This is a genomic window from Elusimicrobiota bacterium (genome assembly GCA_026388155.1).
Classification (GTDB): domain Bacteria; phylum Elusimicrobiota; class Elusimicrobia; order Elusimicrobiales; family UBA9959; genus UBA9634.
On sequence record JAPLKI010000010.1, the window covers coordinates 201,974 to 221,385 of the forward strand.

The window sequence follows — 19,412 nt, forward strand, 5'->3', positions numbered from 1 at the left end:
TTTGCGGGTTGGGCTTTCAGATAATAAAAATTGTCGGTATTTGGCAAATAAGCGGGTGGAGGGGTATTGTTTATCGGTTAATAGTTCCTCTTGTTACTATAGTCCCAGCACTTTTCTCCATAAGGCTTTTCCCTCTTTTGTTTTTTTGGGTTCTGTAATTTGGTGTATCGGCTGACTGCGGTATACCGGCAGACCCACGCGGAAAGTGGCTCCCCTGCCCGATCCGCTTTCAATCGTTATCGTACCCCCCTGCATTACCGTCATAGCCTTTGTGATGGCAAGCCCAAGGCCGGTGCCGCCCACATTTCCCCCGGCGGCCACCTGCACGAATTTTTCAAAAACTTTATCCTGGTCTTCTTTTTTTATGCCGCAGCCGGTATCTTTCACGGAAAAGAAAATAAAGCCGGCAAGGGCTTCCTTGCCCGAGTCGGCGCTTATCTCTATTTTGCCGCCGGCCGGAGTGAATTTAATGGAATTTGAAATAAGATTTAGCATTATCTGCACTGTGCGGCGTTTGTCGGCGTAAACACGGCCCAGTTCCGGCTCGGGGATTGCCGTAAGACTTACGCCCTTTGAAACGGCCCAGGCTTTCATGGCGTCCGCCGCCTCTTTGATTATTTCTCCGGCGGGCACGTCCTCGGGATGGAAAGTCAGTTTGCCCGACTGCAGTTTGGAGAAATCAAGTATATCGGTGATGACGGAATTGAGGCGCTCCGAGTTGCGTATGGCGGTGTTAAGTATGGTTTTAGTGGAGTCTTCAAGCCTGCTTTCCCCGGCAAGCAGCTTAAGCGCCATGTGTATGGAGGTCAGCGGCGAGCGCAGTTCGTGCGTCATGTTGGCCATAAAATCCCGCTGCATCTGTTCCACCTGTTTTAATTTTGCCGAGTCGGTCGCGACCGAAACGGAACCCACTATTTTGCCGTCCTCATTTTGTATGATGGCGGTGGCGTTCTTTATGGTTTCGCCCAGTTCTTTTTTGCCTTTTCGTTCGAGGTCTTTTGAAATATCTCCGTTGTTTTCGCTTCCTATTTCTTTGGCGAGCGACAGGACCAGGTTTTCAAGCTGGGTGACGTCAAAAATTTTCTTGCCGGAAAGTTCGGAAAGCGTTTTGCCTGAAATGGTCTCCGCCTGCGGGTTCATCATTAAAATCTTGCCGTCCTTGTCCACGACCACCACGCCTTCGGCAATGTTTGAGATTACGGTCTCGGCGCGGGCTATGTCGTTTTCTATTTTCTTTTTCTCATGTCTTATTCCTTCAACAGCCTTTGAAACATTGGTCTCGATCTCATCCTTTAATTTTTTAACCAGCAGTTCCGTTATGACGCGCCGTTCCCCGGCGTTGGGAATCGCCCTGGCCGCCAGTGTGGCCAGGGAATTTTCAAGGTTCTGGCCGGCCAGCATTTTGCCCAGCGGCTCAAATTGAGCCTGCCCCCTCGCGCTCCGTGCCGGGTTTGCCGCGGTTTCCGCCGCGGCTTTGTCACCCTGCACGTAAACCGCCGGACTGACTGATATTTTCTTCACCCCGCGCTCTTTAAGGTAGGCGACGGGGTCAATTTCCAAGGCCTGCATCTGGCAGAGAGCGAGCAGATCATCTTTGGAGACTTCGTCCAGGAAAGAGAGCGTTTGAATGTGGAAGTTCGAAAAAAGGTTCTTCAGGGAATTGGGCAGCTTGTCGGCTGTCAAAAGCGGGGAGCCGTTGACTATAAGCTTGTTGTTATCAAGGGTAAGGGAAAATTTGCCTCCCGGCGAGCCGGCTGTTATTTTTGCAAGGAGCGCCTGTCCTTCGTCCAGGGCCTGCCGCGCCTGCGGGGAGTCCGGCTTATAAAGGTTTATCTGCACCAGCGCCCTTGTGAAAGCTTTAAGAAACCCGATCCAAAGCAGGCGCGCGTCTTTATTTTCTGTCATTGTCATAGACGGTAAAGATTACTTCCTTTAAGCCCTTTTGTCGCGTTCCTGGTGTCAAAAACCAGTTTTGAGTTTTTGACCAGTTTGGGGTAATCAATGGCTGAGTGAGGGGTTATTATAAGCACGCAATCATAGGCTCCCAGCGTTTTTGCGGTGAGGGGCTTTGAACGGTAAAGGCCGCCCTCTATGTTTATATTCGGAACAAAAGGGTCGTGATAGTCCGTTCTGGCGCCGGTGCGCCGTAGCAGTGTGAACACGTCTTTGGCGGGGGATTCGCGCGGGTCCGAGATATCCGGCTTGTAGGACATGCCTATCATAAGGATTTTAGACCTGCTGAGCGCTTTGCCCTTTAAATTAAGAAGTTCACCCAGCCGCGCCACCACATGCTCCGGCATAGAAGAATTTATAACACCCGCGAGCTCTATGAAACGCGGTTCAAAATTAAGGGTTTTCATTTTCCAGCCCAGATAATGCGGGTCAAGCGGAATGCAGTGCCCGCCGATGCCGGGGCCCGGGTAAAAGGGCATGAACCCGAAGGGTTTTGAAGAAGCCGCTTTTATCACTTCCCACACGTCCAGGCCCAGCTTGTGGCACATAAGGGCCATTTCATTCATCATGGCGATGTTTACCGCGCGGAAAGTATTTTCAAGCAGTTTTACCAGTTCCGCTGCTTCCGTGCTTGAAACCTCTATCACAGTGTCTATTACCTGGCCGTAAAGCAGTCCGGCAAGCCTGGTACAGGTTTTGGTAAGCCCGCCCACCACTTTCGGGGTGTTCTTTATTCCGTATTTGGAATTGCCGGGGTCCACGCGTTCGGGTGAGAAGGCCAGATAAAAATCCCTGCCGGCCTTAAGGCCGGTTTCTTCAAGAATGGGGCTGACCAGGTCCTTGGTGGTACCGGGGTAAGTGGTGCTTTCAAGGATGATGATCTGTTTTTTGCGCAGGTATTTTTTTATCTGCAGGGCGGCCGACACGATATAGGAGACATCAGGGTCTTTACTTTTCCTTAAAGGGGTGGGAACGCAGACTATCACCGCGTCCATTTTTTTCAGCCCGGAAAAATCCAGGCTGGCTTTAAGCTTTCCCGCTTTTGAAAGCGCGCGCACTTCGCCTGAGGTGATATCGCCTATATAGGAAACGCCCCTGGCGATGGCTTTAACTTTTTTGGGATCCACTTCAAAACCGGTGGTTTCAAAGCCGCCTTTGGCAAATTCCACCGCCAGCGGCAGGCCGACATAGCCCATGCCTATGATGCCGACTTTAAAGCGCCTGGTTTTTATTGCATTTTCCAATTCTTTCATATAAATATTCCTCAAATATTGAAAGGTATTAAAAAACCGTCCGTCCTGAAAATTATACTAAAAAAGACCGCTTTTCATTCCCGCCTTTTACTTCAGGGCCATATAATAATATAATTAGAACGATGGAATGGATTTTACAGGCTCCGGTGCTTTTCTTTTCCGTGATCTTTCACGAATTCGCCCACGGCTTTACCGCTTACAGAAAAGGGGACGATACCGCGTACTTATCCGGCAGGCTTACCTTAAATCCCCTGCCCCATATAGATATCATGGGCACGGTGGTAATGCCGGCCATTTGCGCGATGTCGCACTTCCCCATTATAGGCTGGGCAAAGCCCGTACCTGTAAACCCGTATCGTATGGGGCGCCCGCGCCATGACATGGCATTGGTGGCTTTAAGCGGTCCGTCAGCCAACATCCTTCTGGCGATGCTTTCTTTTGTATTATGGAAAATATTTGCTCTGGGCTTTTTGGGCGCGGATCTGACTTTCACGCTTTTAAAGGCTTTACAGTTCGGAGTAATTATAAATCTGGCGCTCGCGCTTTTCAACCTTATTCCGGTATATCCGCTGGACGGCAGCAATATAATGCTCGGCTGGCTTACCGGGCGCTGGCTTGAAAATTACGAAAAGCACCTCCCCTATGGAATGTATATAATACTCGCCCTTGTGCTTACGGGGATGGTGCAACACATCATATGGCCTCCCATTTCGCTCGCTCTTACCGCACTGAGCTGGCTTGGGTTTGTGCCTATGCCATTTTAATTTATGGAAAATGAAAAGAAAAAAATAGTGGTTTCAGGCATGCGCCCCACAGGACGCCTTCATTTGGGCAATTACTGGGGCGCCCTGAAGAACTGGGTGGACCTCCAGGAAAAATACGATTGTTTTTTCTTCGTAGCGGACTGGCACGTGCTTACCACCGCGACCGAGAAAACCGAAGCTATCAGGGAAAACGCCCGCCTGATGGTGATCGACTGGCTGGCGGCCGGGCTTGACCCCCGGAAGTGCGTGTTTTTCAGGCAGTCCGAGATAAAAGAGCATGCCGAGCTTTACCTGCTTCTTTCCATGGTAACCCCGGTCAGCTGGCTTTTACGCAACCCCACTTTCAAGGAAACGCTGCTTGAGCTTCACAAGCAAAAATACAAAGGCCAGGAGGACAAGGCGAAAGCGGTTGAAGGCGCGTCAAAAAAACTGTTGGAGGCCCACTCCGGGGTCGAAGAGGATCTGGCCGTAACCTCCGAACTGTCCACTTACGGCTTTTTGGGCTATCCCGTTCTTATGGCGGTTGACATCGTTATGTACGGGGCCGATTTCGTGCCGGTAGGAAAGGACCAGCTGCCCCATCTTGAACTTACAAGGGAAATAGCCCGTAAGTTCAACCGCGTTTTCGGCACGGGCCTGCTTAAAGAGCCGGGCGCGCTTTTGACCCCGTCGCCTATGGTGCCGGGCCTGGACGGCCGCAAGATGTCCAAGTCCTACAATAATTCAATAGAACTAGGCGAAGCGCCTAAATCCGTTGAGGCTAAAATAAAACGGATGTTTACCGACCCGCTCAAAATTAAAGTGAACGACAAAGGGCACCCTGAGGGCTGCGTGGTATTCGCTTTCCATAAAATCTACAATCCGCTCTTCGCCGCACGCGAAACTGAATGTCGCGGAGGCGCGATAGGCTGCGGCGCCTGCAAGAAACATCTTTTTGAGCTTATGTCCCCAAGCCTTGAAGCTTTCGCCGCGCGCCGAGCGGCTTACGAGGAAAACCCCGACAAAGTGGACGCTCTGCTGTCTGCCGGCTCGGCCAAAGCCCGCGCAGCAGCGGCCGCGGCGCTTGCACGTATAAACGGAACTCTTAAATTATGAACGAACTTGATATCCATATCGAGGTTTTTGAAGGCCCGTTGGATTTGCTGATGCATCTTATACGAAAGAACAATCTGGATATCTACGATATTCCCATTTCCCAGATAACCAAAGAGTATCTGTCCTACCTGGAAGTGATAAAGACGCTGAATCTGGAGGTGGCCGGGGAATTTCTGGTAATGGCCACGACCCTCATGCAGATAAAGGCCAAAATGCTCTTGCCCGCCAGGGAAATGCCCGGAGAGGAAGGCACAGGCCCCGACCCGAGAGGAGCCCTGGTTTCCATGCTTGAGGAATACCAGCGTTACAAGGAAGCCTCAAAGGATATGTCGCAGCGTTTCGCGCGCTACAAGGATGTTTTCTACCGCGGTTCCCCCGTGTTTACAAGTGAGGAAAAATTTCTGGAACTGGATTTTTACTCGCTTATCGACGCCGTAAAGCGCGCCTTTGAGAGGGTTGAGGGCTCGGAAGAAGTTGAGGCGGACCGTTTCCCGATAGAATCGCGCGTGGAAAAAGTGCTGAATATGCTTGAGGGCCGCGAGTGGCTGCTGCTGGATGATATTTTTGCCGGCGAAACGCATAAACTCGGCGTAATTACCTGTTTTATAGCCATGCTTGAGCTGATAAAACAGCGTAAAATAATCGTTTCCCAGGATGACGTTTGCGGCGAAGTGCGGGTTTACCCGGCGCCTGAGCCGGTGGCAGAAAAAATGCCATAAGCTTTAGGCCATCTGCCATAGGCGTATTTAAGGAATTCCTTGAAGCATATGGCATACGGCTTATGGCTTATAGCAGATAAAACACCGTCTTAACCGCTATTTTTACATGAGGTACATATGGAAGACACTGAACTGAAAAAAGCGCTTGAAACTTTGCTTTTTATCGCGGACCATCCCCTGCCTGTTGAAAGTCTGGCACAGCTTTGTGAGGTAAAAAATCAGGAGCGCGTTAAAGCGCTGTTGGATGAGCTGAAGGCGGTTTACGACGGTGAGGAAAGGGCGCTGCAGGTTATGCAGGTGGCCGGCGGCTGGCAGATGTCCACCAGACCCGCCTACAGCCTGTGGGTGAGAAAACTCTACCACAATAAAATGACCGTTCGCCTTACGCAGGCGGCGGTGGAAACGCTTTGTATCATAGCTTACAAGCAGCCGCTCACCCGCGCGGAAATAGAGGCCATAAGGGGTGTTGAAGTAATAGGCCCGCTGGACACTCTTACCGAGCGCAGGCTGATTACCGTGGTCGGCAGGAGGGAGACCACGGGCCGCCCCATACTTTACGGCACCACCACCGAATTCCTGCGGCAGTTCGGGCTTAATACGCTTTCCGATTTGCCGAAACTTGAAAATTTCACCGTTGAAAATCCGGCGGCCTCTGCCCAGGCCACGGCGGTGGAACTGGTGGAAGAAGAATCCGCCGCGGCTCTTGAAGCGGCTCAGTCCGCCAAAGAAACCGCCGACGGCCTGAGCGCCGGAGAAGAAAATCAAGCCGTTAAGCCGGAAGCCGCTGCCGCTCCGGAGCCTGTTGAAGCGGTACAGAACACTGAAAACACCGCAGAAAAGGATAAAGGGAGTAACCAGTAACCAGTGACCGGTAACCGGTTACTGATTACCGAGTTGTTACCGCCGTTTACGCATATGCCTGAAATAAGAAAAGACCCGGTTTTCGGCCGTTGGGTGATAATAGCTTCAGAGCGCGGATTGAGGCCTAATGAGTTCCTGACCGCTTCCGAAGCCGGCGACTACAAATGCCCTTTCTGCCCGGGCAATGAGCGTCTTACCCCTCCGGCGGTCTATTCGCTCCCTTCTACGGGCGGCGACTGGCGGTTGAGGGTGGTGCCTAACAAGTATCCGGCCCTGGTTTCCGGCGGTGTGGGAGGGGAGCAGCCGGACGGAATTTATTATCGCATGGACGGCATCGGCTCTCATGAGGTGCTTATAGAAAATACGCGCCATGGCCTGCGCCTTGAGGAAATGGAGGTTGAGGCCATAGCCGATGTCCTCAGGGCCTTTATCCTGAGAACGCGCGAAATAAAAAAAGACCCCGGTGTGAAGTATGTGATGATCTTTAAAAACCACGGCAGGAACGCCGGAGCCAGCCTCGCGCATCCGCATTCGCAGATAATAGTTCTGCCCATGGTTCCCATAAGGCTGGTGGAAGAAATAGACGGAGCTAAAAATTATCTTGAAAAAAAAGGCGCCTGCGTGTTCTGTGATATTATAAAAGAGGAAACCCGCGTTAAGAACAGGGTGTTGGATGAAAACGAGCATTTCCTGGCCATAGAGCCGTACGCCAGCAGGTTTTCTTTTGAAACCTGGCTGCTGCCAAAAAAACACCTGAGCCATTTCGAAGCTATGCCGGATGCGCTTGTTTTGGACCTAGCCGCTATTTTAAAAGGCACCCTGGGCAAGCTTTACGCAACGCTTCCTGATTTTTCCTATAACCTGGTAGTTCATTCCATGCCGGTCCAGGAGCCGCAGGCGGCTCACTATCACTGGCATATTGAGATAATGCCCAAATTAAGCCAGGTGGCGGGCTTTGAATGGGGCACCGGTTTCTACATAAACACGGTTTCCCCGGAAGACGCGGCCGACATGCTGAATACAGGGAAGAAGTTTAAAATTTAGCGAGTAGCGGATAGCAAATAGTAAATAAGGAGTGATGTTAAGCGGATTTGAAATGGAATTTATTTAAGGAACTCCCTCCGCTATTCGCCATTCGCTATACGCTAATCGCTGTCTTATGGAGCCATCATGAAAATTCTCATTGCCGCAAGCGAGGCTTTCCCTTTCGCCAAAACCGGCGGGCTGGCGGATGTGGTGGGCGCGCTTTCCCAGGTGTTTTCCCGGACCGAGGATACGGAGGTGGCGCTTTTTCTGCCCAAATACCGCAATGTCGGCGGCGGGGCGTTTTCGCTTAAAGCCGTTGGCGGCAGTTTCCTGATCCCGATGTCCGGCCGAGTTGAAACGGCCACCATGTCCCAGGTACAGTGGGGCCGTGTGTCGGTCTATTTCATCGAAAACCGCAAATATTTTGACAGGCCAGGTATGTACCGGGCTAATTTCGGAGATTACGAAGACAATGATGAAAGGTTTATTTTCTTTTCCCGCGCCGTGCTTGAGGGGGCGAAGTTTATAGGTTTCAAGCCCGATGTCATTCATTGTCACGACTGGCAGACGGGGCTTGTAAGCGCCTATCTTAAAACCATTTACCGCATAGATTCCTTCTTCTCCAAAACCGCCGCGATATTCACCATAAACAACATCGCCTACCAGGGGATGTTCCCCAAGGAAACCCTTTTAAAAGCCGGGCTCTCATGGGCGGATTTCACGCCCGACAAGCTCGAGTTTTACGGCGGGATGAACTTTATGAAAGCGGGGCTCGTATTCTCGGACATTCTCACCACAGTCAGCCCCACTTACGCGAGCGAAATCCAGTTCAGACCCGATTTCGGCAAGGGGCTGGAGGGCGTTCTACGGGCGCGAACCACGGATCTCTTCGGCGTCCTGAACGGCATAGACGAGGAAATATGGGACCCCGCCACCGACACATTCCTGGAGCGCGGCTACGATATAAAAAGTTTCCAGCGGGGCAAGGCCGCGGCCAAAAAAGCTCTTCAGCGGGAGCTGGGCCTTGAGGAAAACAAAGATTTGATACTTGCGGGTGCGGTATCGCGCCTGGATCAGCAAAAAGGGCTGGATGTCCTGTACAAAGTGATGCAAGAGCACCTGGGAAAAATACAGTTCGTAGTGCTTGGCGCGGGCGATCCGGGGCTTACCGAGGCCTTCTCAAACCTGGCCAAGGCCGAGCCTAAAAAAGTGTTTTTTGAAACAGGTTTCCATGAAAGCCTGGCGCACAGGATATACGCCGCCTCCGATATTTTCGTGATGCCCTCCCGCTTTGAACCCTGCGGGCTCTCGCAGATGATAGCCATGCGCTACGGAGCGCTTCCGGTGGTAACGCGCACCGGCGGACTTAAAGACACCGTCAGCTATAACGGCGAGCCTAAAGACTCAAACGGGTTCGCCATTGACAACGCGGATGAAGGTGAGCTTAGATCCGTGCTGGGCCACATTATCTCGCTTTACGGCTGGCGGGAAAACTGGGACACTATGGTAAGGAACGCCATGAAAAGCGATTTTTCCTGGACCAGGTCCGCGCAGGAGTATTTGAAACTTTTTAATATCGCTTATCAGAAGAAGCAGTTGTAAGGGCAGCAAATAGCGATTAGCGAATAGCGAGCAGGGGATGAAATATCTGATTATCGGAGGGGATTATGGGTATCCTGACTAAAATTTTCGGCGGAACAGAAAAACGGAAAGGGACAAACGGAACCGCGCTGCTCGAGGCGTTCGTCATGAAAGTGGACAGGGATATATTCCCCGTTATTGGGCGGGGAGTGGTGGTGAAGGGCACCGTTGAAAGCGGGACTATTTCTTCCGGCGACAAGGTCTGCCTTACAACTAAAACCGGCAATAAGATAGTCTGCGGCGCGGATATCCAGGCCGGGGGCGAAGGAAAAGGATCCTCTCAGACGGCTTCGGCGGGTATGGTAATAGCGCTGCTGCTTAAATGCGCGGACTACCGCGACATCGAAGAAGGCACGGTGATCTCCGGACGCCCTTAAGCAATCGGGCTGTCGAAATTGCGGGAGCTGCCTCGCCGTTCAGCCGCCTGGCTGCTTAGGAGGTTTGCATGAAAGTGGTCTTCTATACTAACGAATATCCTCCCTACACTTATGGCGGCGCGGGGGTCGCGGTGGAGTACCTCACTCGCGAACTCGCCAAGCTCATGGACGTGGAAGTGCGCTGTTTCGGCGATCAGCGCGCGAAGCGGCCGCACCTTGAGGTTACAGGTTTCAGCCCCTGGGCGGAACTGGCCAAAGGCGCACATAAAGGTTTTGACAAGGCTCTTGAAGCTTTAAGCGTCAATCTGCAGTTCTGCAAGAATAATACGGCCGACATCGTCCACTGTCACACCTGGTACACTAATCTGGGAGGGTTCTTCGCGAAGGTCCTGCACAACATCCCCTTCGTAATGACCACCCACTCGCTTGAGCCGCTGCGGCCCTGGAAGAGGGAGCAGTTGGGCCGCGCCTACGACCTCAGCAGTTGGATAGAGGAGAACGCGGTGCGTTCAGCCGACGCCGTTATCGCGGTTTCTCAGGGCATGAAAGACGATATCCTTTCCTGCTACGACGTTCCCGCCTCCAAAATACATGTCATCCACAACGGCATAGACCTCGCCGAGTATCGCCGGAGCAACAGCGTCAAAGCCCTCCGCCGCTGGGGGGTGAACCCGGACAAGCCCTATGTTCTTTTCGTCGGGCGCATAACAAGGCAGAAGGGCATCATCCACCTTGTAAATGCCATCTCTCATATAGACCCGGAAGCGCAGATCGTTCTCTGCGCCGGGGCGCCTGACACAAAAGAAATAGCGGCCGAGATGGAAGCCCGAGTCGCAAAGATACAGAAGACGCGCAAGAATGTCATCTGGATACAGAAGATGCTTCCCAAAAATGAAATTATCGAACTCTACAGCCATGCCGCGGTTTTCTGCTGCCCGTCTATTTACGAGCCTTTCGGTATAATTAATGTGGAGGCTATGGCCTGCGGCACTCCGGTAGTGGCCTCGGCCGTGGGCGGCATCTGTGAGGTGGTGGTTCCGGAACGGACCGGACTGCTGGTGCCTTTCGCGGCGCGCCGGGACGGCACCTATGAACCGCGGAATCCCGAAAAATTCTCCCGTGACCTCGCCGTTGCGCTCAACAGGGTGCTGCGTCAGCCGTCTCTGCGGAGCAGGTTCGCGGAACTTGGCCGCCGCCGCGCCGAAACGCACTTCAGTTGGGCCGGCGTCGCCAAAAAAACGCACGCCCTTTACCGGCGTCTGGTCTAATATCATTCCTAAAGCATTGCAATATGGAGGAGTTCTGAAAAGCCGGCATATTGAAGCCCGCCTCCCGCGTGCGGCACTGCCAGAAAAAAAGGAAATGCCTGCCAGTCTTGGCGCGCGTTACTTAGGCTCAGGCCGTTGCGAATTTTTAGTATGGGCTTCGCGGGCTAAGCGAGTCCAGCTGCATCTTATTGCCCCCCGCCGTAAACTGATTCCTATGGTTACGGACGGCTCCGGTTATCACTGGACGGTCCTTTTGGATGTGAAGCCGGGTACGGAATATAGCTTTCGCCTCGATAGCGGTCTTGAAAGGCCCGACCCGGCCTCCCGCTGTCAGCCACACGGCGTCCACGGCCCCTCCGCGGTAGTGGACCCGGCGTATAACTGGAAGGACAAAACCTGGAAAGGTCTGCCTATTGAGCGCTTTGTCATCTATGAACTGCACACAGGGACCTTCTCCCCCGAGGGAACCTTTGCCGGAATCATCCCCTGGCTGGATACCCTCAAAGACCTGGGCGTGACCGTTCTGGAAATTATGCCGGTGGCGCAATTTCCCGGCGCGCGCAACTGGGGATATGACGGGGTGTATCCTTTCGCGGCGCAACAGTCCTACGGCGGCGCGCCTGAACTCAAGCGCCTGATAGATGCCTGTCATCAGCGGGGGCTCGCCGTAATGCTGGATGTCGTATACAACCACATGGGCCCTGAGGGGAATTACCTGCGGGATTTCGGGCCTTATTTCACGCGTAAATACCGGACGCCGTGGGGGGAATCGCTCAATTTCGACGGCCCGGCCTCCGGCGAAGTGCGCCGCTTCTTTAGTGAAAGCGCCATGCGCTGGCTGGATGAGTTCCATATTGACGCGCTGCGCCTTGACGCCGTCGACGCCATACGCGACTGTTCCGCCAGGCATTTTGTGGGGGAGCTTGTTGTGGCCGCGCGCGAAATAGGCCGCGCTCAGGGCCGCCGGATACAGATAATCGCGGAGAGCGGCCTTAACGATCCGCGCGTTATCCGGCCTCTTGCCGACGGCGGCTGGGGCTGCGACGCGCAGTACTGCAGGGATTTTCATCATTCCCTGCATGTCGCGCTGACCGGCGAACGCTCGGGGCAATACAGGGATTTTGCGGGGCTGAGCGATCTGGCCCGTTCATACCGCGACGCCTTCGTTTATACCGGCCAGTATTCGGCTTACAGGCGGCGGAACCACGGCCGCAGCGCGGCCGGCAGGCCCGCTTCGCAGTTCCTCGTTTTCGCACAGGAACACGACGAGGCGGGCAACAGGCCTTTCGGCGAGCGTCTGGCCGCTTTAGCGGATTTTGAAACTCTTAAACTTGCGGCCGGCGCGGTGGCTCTGTCATCCTTCATTCCGTACATGTTCATGGGCGAAGAATACGGGGAGAAGGCGCCGTTCCTTTATTTCACCAGCCATTCCGACAAGCGGCTCGCCGAAGCCGTTCGCATAGGGCGGCGCAAGGAATTTAATTCATTTGCGCGTAAAGGGGAGATCCCGGATCCTAACGACGAGAAGACCTTTCTGCGTTCCCGGCTTGACCAGGGGTTGCGCCGCAAAGGGCGGCACGCCCTCCTGCAGAATTTCTACCGCCGCCTCTATGCTCTGCGCCGGGAACACCCGGCGCTTGCCCGGCCTGACCGGGAGAATCTTGACGTTACGCTATATGAGAAGGCCGGAGCCCTTGCGGTGCGGCGCCGGTCCGGAAACGACGAGGCGGTTTTTATACTGCATTTCGCAAAGAAGCCCGGCCGCTTAAAGCTGGAACTGCCCGGCGGAACCTGGATAAAACTTTTGGATTCGGCCGAGGCGAAATGGGGAGGCCCCGGCAGTAAAGCCGCCCGGCGCATTGCCGGGACTCAAGTGGAAATGCCCCTGGCGCCGCTTTGCGTAGTGCTTTACGGTAAAGAGATTTCAGCGATAAAGAATTGATAACAGTGCAGAGATTACGGCGATGGGTAAGAGATGACGGCGGTAGTTTAAAGAATATTAGATTAACGAATTGTTAGTTCATCGTTGTAATCGTGTTGTTTTATCGCTGTAATCTCTTTTCATGGAGGAATTATGCCGAAAAAATCCGAGAAAATCGTTAAGTGCGCGGCGGTGACAAAAACTACTTTTCCGGAGAATCCCCGGCGCGTCGTTATTGAGAATGTCCGGCCTGAAATAGACGGAGGACTGTTTCCCATCAAGCGCGTTACTGGCGACCAGGTTTGTGTTGAAGCGGACATTTTTACGGACGGTCATGACGAATTGGCATGCTTCCTGCTTTACCGCAGGGAGAACGACTCAATATGGACACAGGTTCCGATGCGGCCGCTGGGCAATGACCGCTGGCGGGCTGAATTTAAGGTGACGGAATTGGGTTCGTACCGCTACACTGTCCAGGGCCGCATTGACCACTTTACTACATGGCTGAGGGATTTAAAAAAACGGCTGGACGCCGGGCAGGACGCCCGCCTGGAACTGCCGGCCGGCGCCGAACTCATCGCCGCGGCCGCGGCCAGGGCTGTTGCAGTTAAAGCTGATGCCAGGCAGCTTAAAAAATTGGCGCGGGACCTTAAAGCCGGCGGCGACCCGCGCGCTTTGGCGAAGCGTCTTTCGGACCCGGAAGCGGGCGCTTTAGTCTCCCGCTGGGGCGCCGACAACGATTTTGTCCGTTCCGGGCGCGAGCTTGAGATCTGGGTGGACCGCGTAACAGCCCGTTTCGGCGCGTGGTATGAACTGTTCCCCCGTTCCTGCTCTTCCAGGCCGGGTCGGCACGGTTCTTTCAAGGACCTTATTGCGCGGCTGCCCTACATCGCTGAAATGGGTTTTGACGTGCTCTACCTGCCGCCCATCCATCCCGTAGGCGGTACCAACCGCAAGGGAAAAAATAACACCTTATCGGCGAGGCCGGGCGAGCCGGGCAGCCCCTGGGCTATCGGCGATAAAACCGGCGGCCATAAAGCCGTACATACGGAGTTAGGGACTTTGCAGGACTTCCGGCGGCTGGTCGCGGCGGCTAAAGAAAAGGGTTTGGAAGTAGCCCTGGACATTGCTTTGCAGTGTTCGCCCGACCATCCCTGGCTGCGCGAGCATCCGGAGTGGTTCCGGCGGCGGCCGGACGGGAGCCTGCGTTACGCCGAGAACCCTCCGAAGAAATATGAAGATATTTATCCGCTGGATTTTGCCTGCCGGGATTGGCGGCCTTTATGGGAGGAGGTCAAAAGCGTATTCCAGTTCTGGATGGCGCAGGGAGTGCGGATCTTTCGCGTTGACAACCCGCATACCAAGCCCTTCGTGTTCTGGGAGTGGCTCATCCGGGAGCTGAGGCGCGAGAACCCCGACCTTATTTTCCTTGCCGAGGCTTTTACCCGGCCCAGGGTGATGGGCCGTCTGGCCAAGGCGGGTTTCAGCCAGTCCTACAACTATTTTCCCTGGCGCAATTCCAAACGGGAGCTGGAAAGCTATTTCACCGAACTGACACGCACCGAGGTGAGCGAGTTTCTCCGGCCGAACTTGTGGCCCAACACGCCTGATATTCTTACGGAGTATCTGCAGTCCGGCGGGCGTCCGGCCTTTATGATACGCCACGTTCTTGCGGCCACGCTTGGCGCCAGCTACGGGATATATGGTCCGGCATTCGAGCTGTGCGAGCGTATACCCCGGAGCCCCGGCCACGAGGAGTACCTGAATTCCGAGAAGTACGAGATAAAGAACTGGGACATAAACCGGGCGGACAGCATACATGAGCTTATCGCGCGCGTAAACCGCATTCGCCGGGAGAATACGGCGCTGCACAACGACGCGAGCCTGCGGTTCTTCCACGTGGACAACGAGCAGCTGATATGTTATGGCAAACAGTCCGGCAGCAACCTGATAGTGACGGTGGTTAATCTGGACCCTAACTACAAGCAATCCGGCTGGGTGGAACTGCCTTTCCGGGAGTTCGGTCTGGCGGTTGACAGGCCGTATCAGATGCACGATCTGCTGGCGGACCGGCATTTCCTGTGGAGGGGGGCGAAGAATTATGTGGAGCTCGATCCAAAAGTGTGTCCGGCCCACATCTTCCGCCTGCGCCGCTATGTCAGGACCGAACAGGACTTTGATTATTTTCTGTAACTGCCCGGCTGGAATAGGCTGTGGATTAGTGTGGAGCCAGGCAAACATCCTCTATTCTTTGCGTTCTTTATCGCTACACTAGCTTCAGCCTGCAGCCTAAACAACCCGGGTGGTTGCTGAAAGATGTATTTTCAAGCATGGGGAAAAATGTCCGAAGATTTAGAGCTAACTAAAAAAAAGTTTGTAAACAGATTGGCGTTGTCCGCTGTGATACTCGGCGGAGCGTTAAATCTTATCCCGAAAATTATTTTCTTCTGGCAGCCCGATAATGGATTTAAGCTTGATCTAAAAAATTTCGCGTGCATATTGTTCTGGTGGTTTTATTTGTCAATACCATTCATCATGTTGGCGGTCGTTGTAAAATTTGTTTTGCGCCGCTCAAACATGGGGCAGCGTGCGTTTTTTATGCGGATGTCGGGGATCGCCGGCGCGTTCGCTTTTATGCAGGCGTTTTATTTTATTTATGACAAGTATTTTTGTTCGGGGCGGGGAGCGGACATAATACTTTACGCCTTATATGCTTTTTCGCCTCTTTTGAATATACTGGTATTGCCGTTCGGTTATTTTATTGGATTTTTTTCGGCCTACATTTTTTGCATATTTTACGGGAAAAAGCAGCTTTCGGAAGGCTTAAGGCTTAGGGCTGAAGACTGAAGTCGGGAAAATTCCCCCGTAAGCCTTCAGCTATAAACAGGACCTAAAAAAGGAGCGTTATATGCCGATACTTTCACGGATTCAACTTGAAAAATACGCGGATGTGCTTATATGGGGTCTTAAAACCGCGCGGCCGGGGTTTAAAAAATACGACGCCATACTTATCCGCTGCGACCTTGAAGGCCGCGAGCTTGGAGAGGTGGTGAACCGCAAGCTTGTGCAGGCCGGATACAATGTCACTTTCCGCTTCCTGATGAGCCCGCGGCTGGAGCGCGGCTTTTATGAATTTTCAGACAACAGGCAGCGCGCTTTTGTGGCGGCCGGGGAAAAAGAATTTTCCGCTTCCCTGAACGGCAATATTTATATTAACGCGCCGGCTTCGCTTACAAATCTTAAAGGCATAGACACCGGACGGCAGTCCCAGGTGGCCATAGCAAGAAAGCCGCTCCGCGACCTGATGACCAAAAACGAGGAAAAAGGTAAATTCGGCTGGACGCTTTGCACTTATCCTACTGAAGAACTGGCCCGTCAGGCCGGGCTCTCCGTTAAGGAATACGCGGCCCAGATAACCAAGGCCTGCTTCCTGGGAGAAAAGGATCCGGCTAAAAAATGGGCGGAAATTTACAAAGATTCCATGGCTATAAAAAAATGGCTCGCGGGCCTGAATATAGACACCATCCGCACTGAGTCCAAATCCATGGACTTTGAAGTGAAAGTGGGCGAAATGAGGCGCTTCCTGGGAGTGAGCGGGCATAACATACCGTCTTTTGAAATATTCACATCGCCGGACTGGCGCGGCACTAAAGGCGTATATTTCGCGAATCTCCCCGCCTTTCGCGGCGGAAATTATGTGGAGAACATCCGCCTGGAGTTTAAGGCAGGCCGCGCGGTAAAGATCTCGGCCAAAAAAGGCGATGAATACGTTAAAAAAATAATGGCCACCGACAATGGCGCCTCTCAGATCGGCGAATACTCGCTTACCGACCGCCGCTTCTCCCGGATAGACAGGTTTATGGCCGACACGCTGTTTGATGAAAACTACGGCGGCAAGCACGGCAACTGCCATGTGGCAGTCGGCGACTCCTACTCCGACACCTACGCCGGAGATGTCTCAAAGCTTACCAAAGAAAAAAAAGCGGAACTGGGCTACAACAACTCGGCCGTGCACTGGGATATGATCAACACCGAAGATAAAAAAGTGACCGCCGCGCTTAAGAACGGCAAAAAGGTCGCCATCTACGAAAAGGGACAGTTTAAATACTAAAGCGTATAGGGGCTAGCGTATAGAGGTTAGGGAAGGAGTTCCTTGCCACCCCTAGTACCCTCACCCCTAGCCCCTGACCCCTACTATGTCAACACTTCTTGCGGCTTTAAAAACTGAACGAGGGCGGCATGTGGCCGCGGCGGCGGGACTCGCCGGCCTTTCGGCCTCCTTCCTTTTCTGCGGCTATGAGTTTATACGTTCGCCTATAGAATCCATATTCATAGATAACTTCGGCGCGGCGGCAAAACCTTACGCCCTGAGTTGCGTGCCGGTGATGATGGGCCTGCTCATTTACCTCTACGGCAGGGCGTTGTCGGCTTTTGGCGCCGCACGGTCCATGGCCGGGTCCATGCTTTTGTCAGGCGCGATGTTTGCCGCCGCCTATTTTTCTCTGGATTGGCTTGGCAAGCCGATGGTGTTTTTTTTGTTTATTTTCAAGGAATCCTATGTGGTAATAATTTCAGAGCAGTACTGGTCTTTCATCAACAGCGTAGTCAGGGATGAAGAAGGCAAGGTGTTTAACGGGCCGGTGGCGGGCTTGGGCGCTCTTGGCTCTTTGATAGGCGGTTTTCTGCTGGGTCATTACGCTGTGCGTCTGCACACGGAGTCTTTTATACTGCTGTCCGCTATATGCTTCCTGCCGGCTATGGCACTGATGTGGAAGGCTTACGGTCGGATCGCCGAGCCTAAGCCGGCGGCGGCTGAGGAAGGCGGTAAAAAGGGGCACCTCCATCTAAGCATACTCAGGGAGAACCGCACCATTCTTTTTATAGCTTTGATTATTTTCGCCACGCAGGTTGTGGCCACCGCCCTGGATCTGCGGTTCTCGCTGCTGGTGCAGGACGCTCTGCCGGATAAGGATTTGCGCACGGCATTCCTTGGCGGTTTCTGGATGAAGGTGAACATCTTTTCTTTTTCAATGCAGTTCCTGCTTGCGCCGCTTTTATTGCGCTACCTGTCGGTGCGCCGCATACAGACCGCCATTCCGGTAGTTCATGTGGCTACCTGCGTTCTGCTGCTTATCTACCCCAGCCTGTGGCTTGGCTCGGCGGCGTTTCTGCTGTTTAAAGGCATGGATTATTCTATTTTCCGCGCCTCAAAAGAAACCCTCTATATACCTTTCTCCTACGATACGCGTTACCGCGCCAAGCAGGTGGCCGATGCCTTCACATACAGGTTTTCAAAGGGTCTTACTTCCGTGGTGCTTTCAGTTATTAAATCTTTCAGCGCCATACCGGTTGCGGCCTACGCCGCTATGGGACTTGCGTTTTCAGCCGCCTGGCTGGGCCTCGCATTTCCGCTTACAGCCAAAAGAGCGACAAAAGTCTAAGCGTCTGGGAGTCTGAGAGTCAGGAAGCTCTACTTTTTGACTCCTAGACTCTATGACTCTCGACTCTTAGACTTTTCCTGCTGATTACTGTTTTTTAGAAGTTCCAACTGGCCGAAATCCTGTGCACCGAGCCCAGGTCGCCGAAAGGGGACAGGGCGTAGTCTATGGAGTAGACGCCATATCGCAGCCCTGTACCCAGGGTTATATTGTGAAATCCGCCTACGGCGCTTATACTGCGGGTATTAAATCCCGCGCGCAAAGCGGCGTTAATTTTTTCCGAGAGCCCGATTTTTATTTCGCCGCCCATTGCGAGATAAGGCAGATTGTCTTTTTGCGCCACCACATCGGCTGTAATTGCGAAGTATTTTGTAAGTGTGGTCACGCTGCCAAAGCGCAATATCAGAGGCAGAGGGGTATCTTCCTTGTCGTAGCGCAGCGTTCCCATTATGTTCTGGGCCGACATGGCCAGGCGGAAGCGGTTGTCAAACAAATATGGAAACAGCAGGCCGATATCGGCTGAAATGGTGTTGTCGGAGGAATATAATTTTGAACGCACGAATTTGCCGGTTGCTCCGAGTATAAAGCGTTCTTCCGGCTCTTTGTTATAGCCGGTGATGTAGGTGGCAAAGCTTACCGAGGCGGAAATGTCGTATGGGGTGAATACGCCCAGATCAAAGCCGCTTGAGTCTGTTTTATGGATGGCGCCGAAGTTCATGTATTTGACAGCCACTCCCCAGGCTCCCACCTCGCCCGCGTTTTCGGCATAACCGAAATAATCCACAAAAGTTCCCGCCAGGTATGGGGCGTGCATGAATACCATTGATTTCTTTTTAATGGCCACAATACCCGCCGGGTTCCAATCCAGCGCGAAGGCGTCGTCGGCAAGAGCCGAATAGGCCTCGCCAAGGGCCGCTCCGCGCGCGCCCGAGGCTACCTTTAGAAACTGCGCGCCCGATGTGCCCACGGAACTGCTGCCAAACCCTGCCTGAACGGCAGGAGTCAGCGAGGGGGTAGCGTATAGCGCCAGCAGGACGATACAAAATGTCCCTCTGCCGCCTATGCTTTTAAAAACCGGTTTTTTCATAATAACTTC

At 53.3% G+C, this 19,412-nt stretch carries 16 protein-coding genes; 13 read left to right on the plus strand and 3 right to left on the minus strand.

Annotation, left to right across the window (positions count from 1 at the left end; translation table 11 throughout):
- Positions 1–96: 96 nt before the first annotated feature.
- Positions 97–1,905, minus strand: a complete 1,809-nt coding sequence (locus NTX59_04075) for an ATP-binding protein (protein MCX5784843.1) — start codon at positions 1,903–1,905, stop codon at positions 97–99.
- A gap of 2 nt (positions 1,906–1,907) precedes the next feature.
- Entirely contained in the window at positions 1,908–3,206 is a 1,299-nt protein-coding gene (locus NTX59_04080) for a nucleotide sugar dehydrogenase (GenBank protein MCX5784844.1), read from the minus strand.
- 122 nt (positions 3,207–3,328) lie between these two features.
- Here NTX59_04080 and NTX59_04085 point away from each other — a divergent pair, with 122 nt between their 5' ends.
- The 13 genes from NTX59_04085 to NTX59_04145 all read left to right on the plus strand — a co-directional run bounded on the left by NTX59_04085 (position 3,329) and on the right by NTX59_04145 (position 18,319).
- Complete coding sequence (locus NTX59_04085; GenBank protein ID MCX5784845.1) at positions 3,329–3,970, plus strand: site-2 protease family protein; 642 nt, start codon at positions 3,329–3,331, stop codon at positions 3,968–3,970.
- Positions 3,971–3,973: 3 nt separating this feature from the next.
- A complete protein-coding gene (trpS, locus tag NTX59_04090) occupies positions 3,974–5,065 on the plus strand; it encodes a tryptophan--tRNA ligase (protein ID MCX5784846.1) in 1,092 nt (363 codons plus the stop codon).
- Positions 5,062–5,784, plus strand: a complete 723-nt coding sequence (locus NTX59_04095) for a segregation/condensation protein A (protein MCX5784847.1) — start codon at positions 5,062–5,064, stop codon at positions 5,782–5,784. Before trpS ends, NTX59_04095 begins: the two co-directional genes overlap by 4 nt.
- 117 nt (positions 5,785–5,901) lie before the next feature.
- Positions 5,902–6,645, plus strand: a complete 744-nt coding sequence (gene scpB, locus NTX59_04100) for an SMC-Scp complex subunit ScpB (protein MCX5784848.1) — start codon at positions 5,902–5,904, stop codon at positions 6,643–6,645.
- Positions 6,646–6,699: 54 nt separating this feature from the next.
- Positions 6,700–7,689, plus strand: a complete 990-nt coding sequence (galT, locus tag NTX59_04105) for a galactose-1-phosphate uridylyltransferase (protein ID MCX5784849.1) — start codon at positions 6,700–6,702, stop codon at positions 7,687–7,689.
- Positions 7,690–7,815: 126 nt separating this feature from the next.
- Positions 7,816–9,273 carry a glycogen synthase GlgA gene (gene glgA / locus NTX59_04110; GenBank protein MCX5784850.1) on the plus strand — a complete coding sequence of 486 codons (1,458 nt, stop codon included), beginning with the start codon at positions 7,816–7,818 and terminating at the stop codon, positions 9,271–9,273.
- 65 nt (positions 9,274–9,338) lie between these two features.
- Positions 9,339–9,689 carry a hypothetical protein gene (locus tag NTX59_04115; protein MCX5784851.1) on the plus strand — a complete coding sequence of 117 codons (351 nt, stop codon included), beginning with the start codon at positions 9,339–9,341 and terminating at the stop codon, positions 9,687–9,689.
- Positions 9,690–9,757: 68 nt separating this feature from the next.
- A complete protein-coding gene (glgA, locus tag NTX59_04120) occupies positions 9,758–10,957 on the plus strand; it encodes a glycogen synthase (protein ID MCX5784852.1) in 1,200 nt (399 codons plus the stop codon).
- Between the two features lie 94 nt (positions 10,958–11,051).
- Positions 11,052–12,899 (plus strand): malto-oligosyltrehalose trehalohydrolase, encoded by a 1,848-nt coding sequence (gene treZ, locus NTX59_04125; protein ID MCX5784853.1) that lies wholly within the window; start codon positions 11,052–11,054, stop codon positions 12,897–12,899.
- A gap of 132 nt (positions 12,900–13,031) precedes the next feature.
- On the plus strand, positions 13,032–15,071 hold the full coding sequence (locus NTX59_04130) for an alpha-1,4-glucan--maltose-1-phosphate maltosyltransferase (protein ID MCX5784854.1): 2,040 nt from the start codon (positions 13,032–13,034) through the stop codon (positions 15,069–15,071).
- Positions 15,072–15,218: 147 nt separating this feature from the next.
- Positions 15,219–15,725 carry a hypothetical protein gene (locus NTX59_04135; GenBank protein MCX5784855.1) on the plus strand — a complete coding sequence of 169 codons (507 nt, stop codon included), beginning with the start codon at positions 15,219–15,221 and terminating at the stop codon, positions 15,723–15,725.
- 67 nt (positions 15,726–15,792) lie between these two features.
- A complete protein-coding gene (locus NTX59_04140; GenBank protein MCX5784856.1) occupies positions 15,793–16,989 on the plus strand; it encodes an aminopeptidase in 1,197 nt (398 codons plus the stop codon).
- Positions 16,990–17,074: 85 nt separating this feature from the next.
- Positions 17,075–18,319: a hypothetical protein gene (locus NTX59_04145; GenBank protein ID MCX5784857.1), complete on the plus strand. Its 1,245-nt coding sequence runs from the start codon at positions 17,075–17,077 to the stop codon at positions 18,317–18,319.
- Between the two features lie 94 nt (positions 18,320–18,413).
- On the opposite strand, the gene NTX59_04150 is transcribed toward NTX59_04145, so the two are convergent.
- On the minus strand, positions 18,414–19,403 hold the full coding sequence (locus NTX59_04150) for a PorV/PorQ family protein (GenBank protein MCX5784858.1): 990 nt from the start codon (positions 19,401–19,403) through the stop codon (positions 18,414–18,416).
- Between the last annotated feature and the right edge of the window lie 9 nt (positions 19,404–19,412).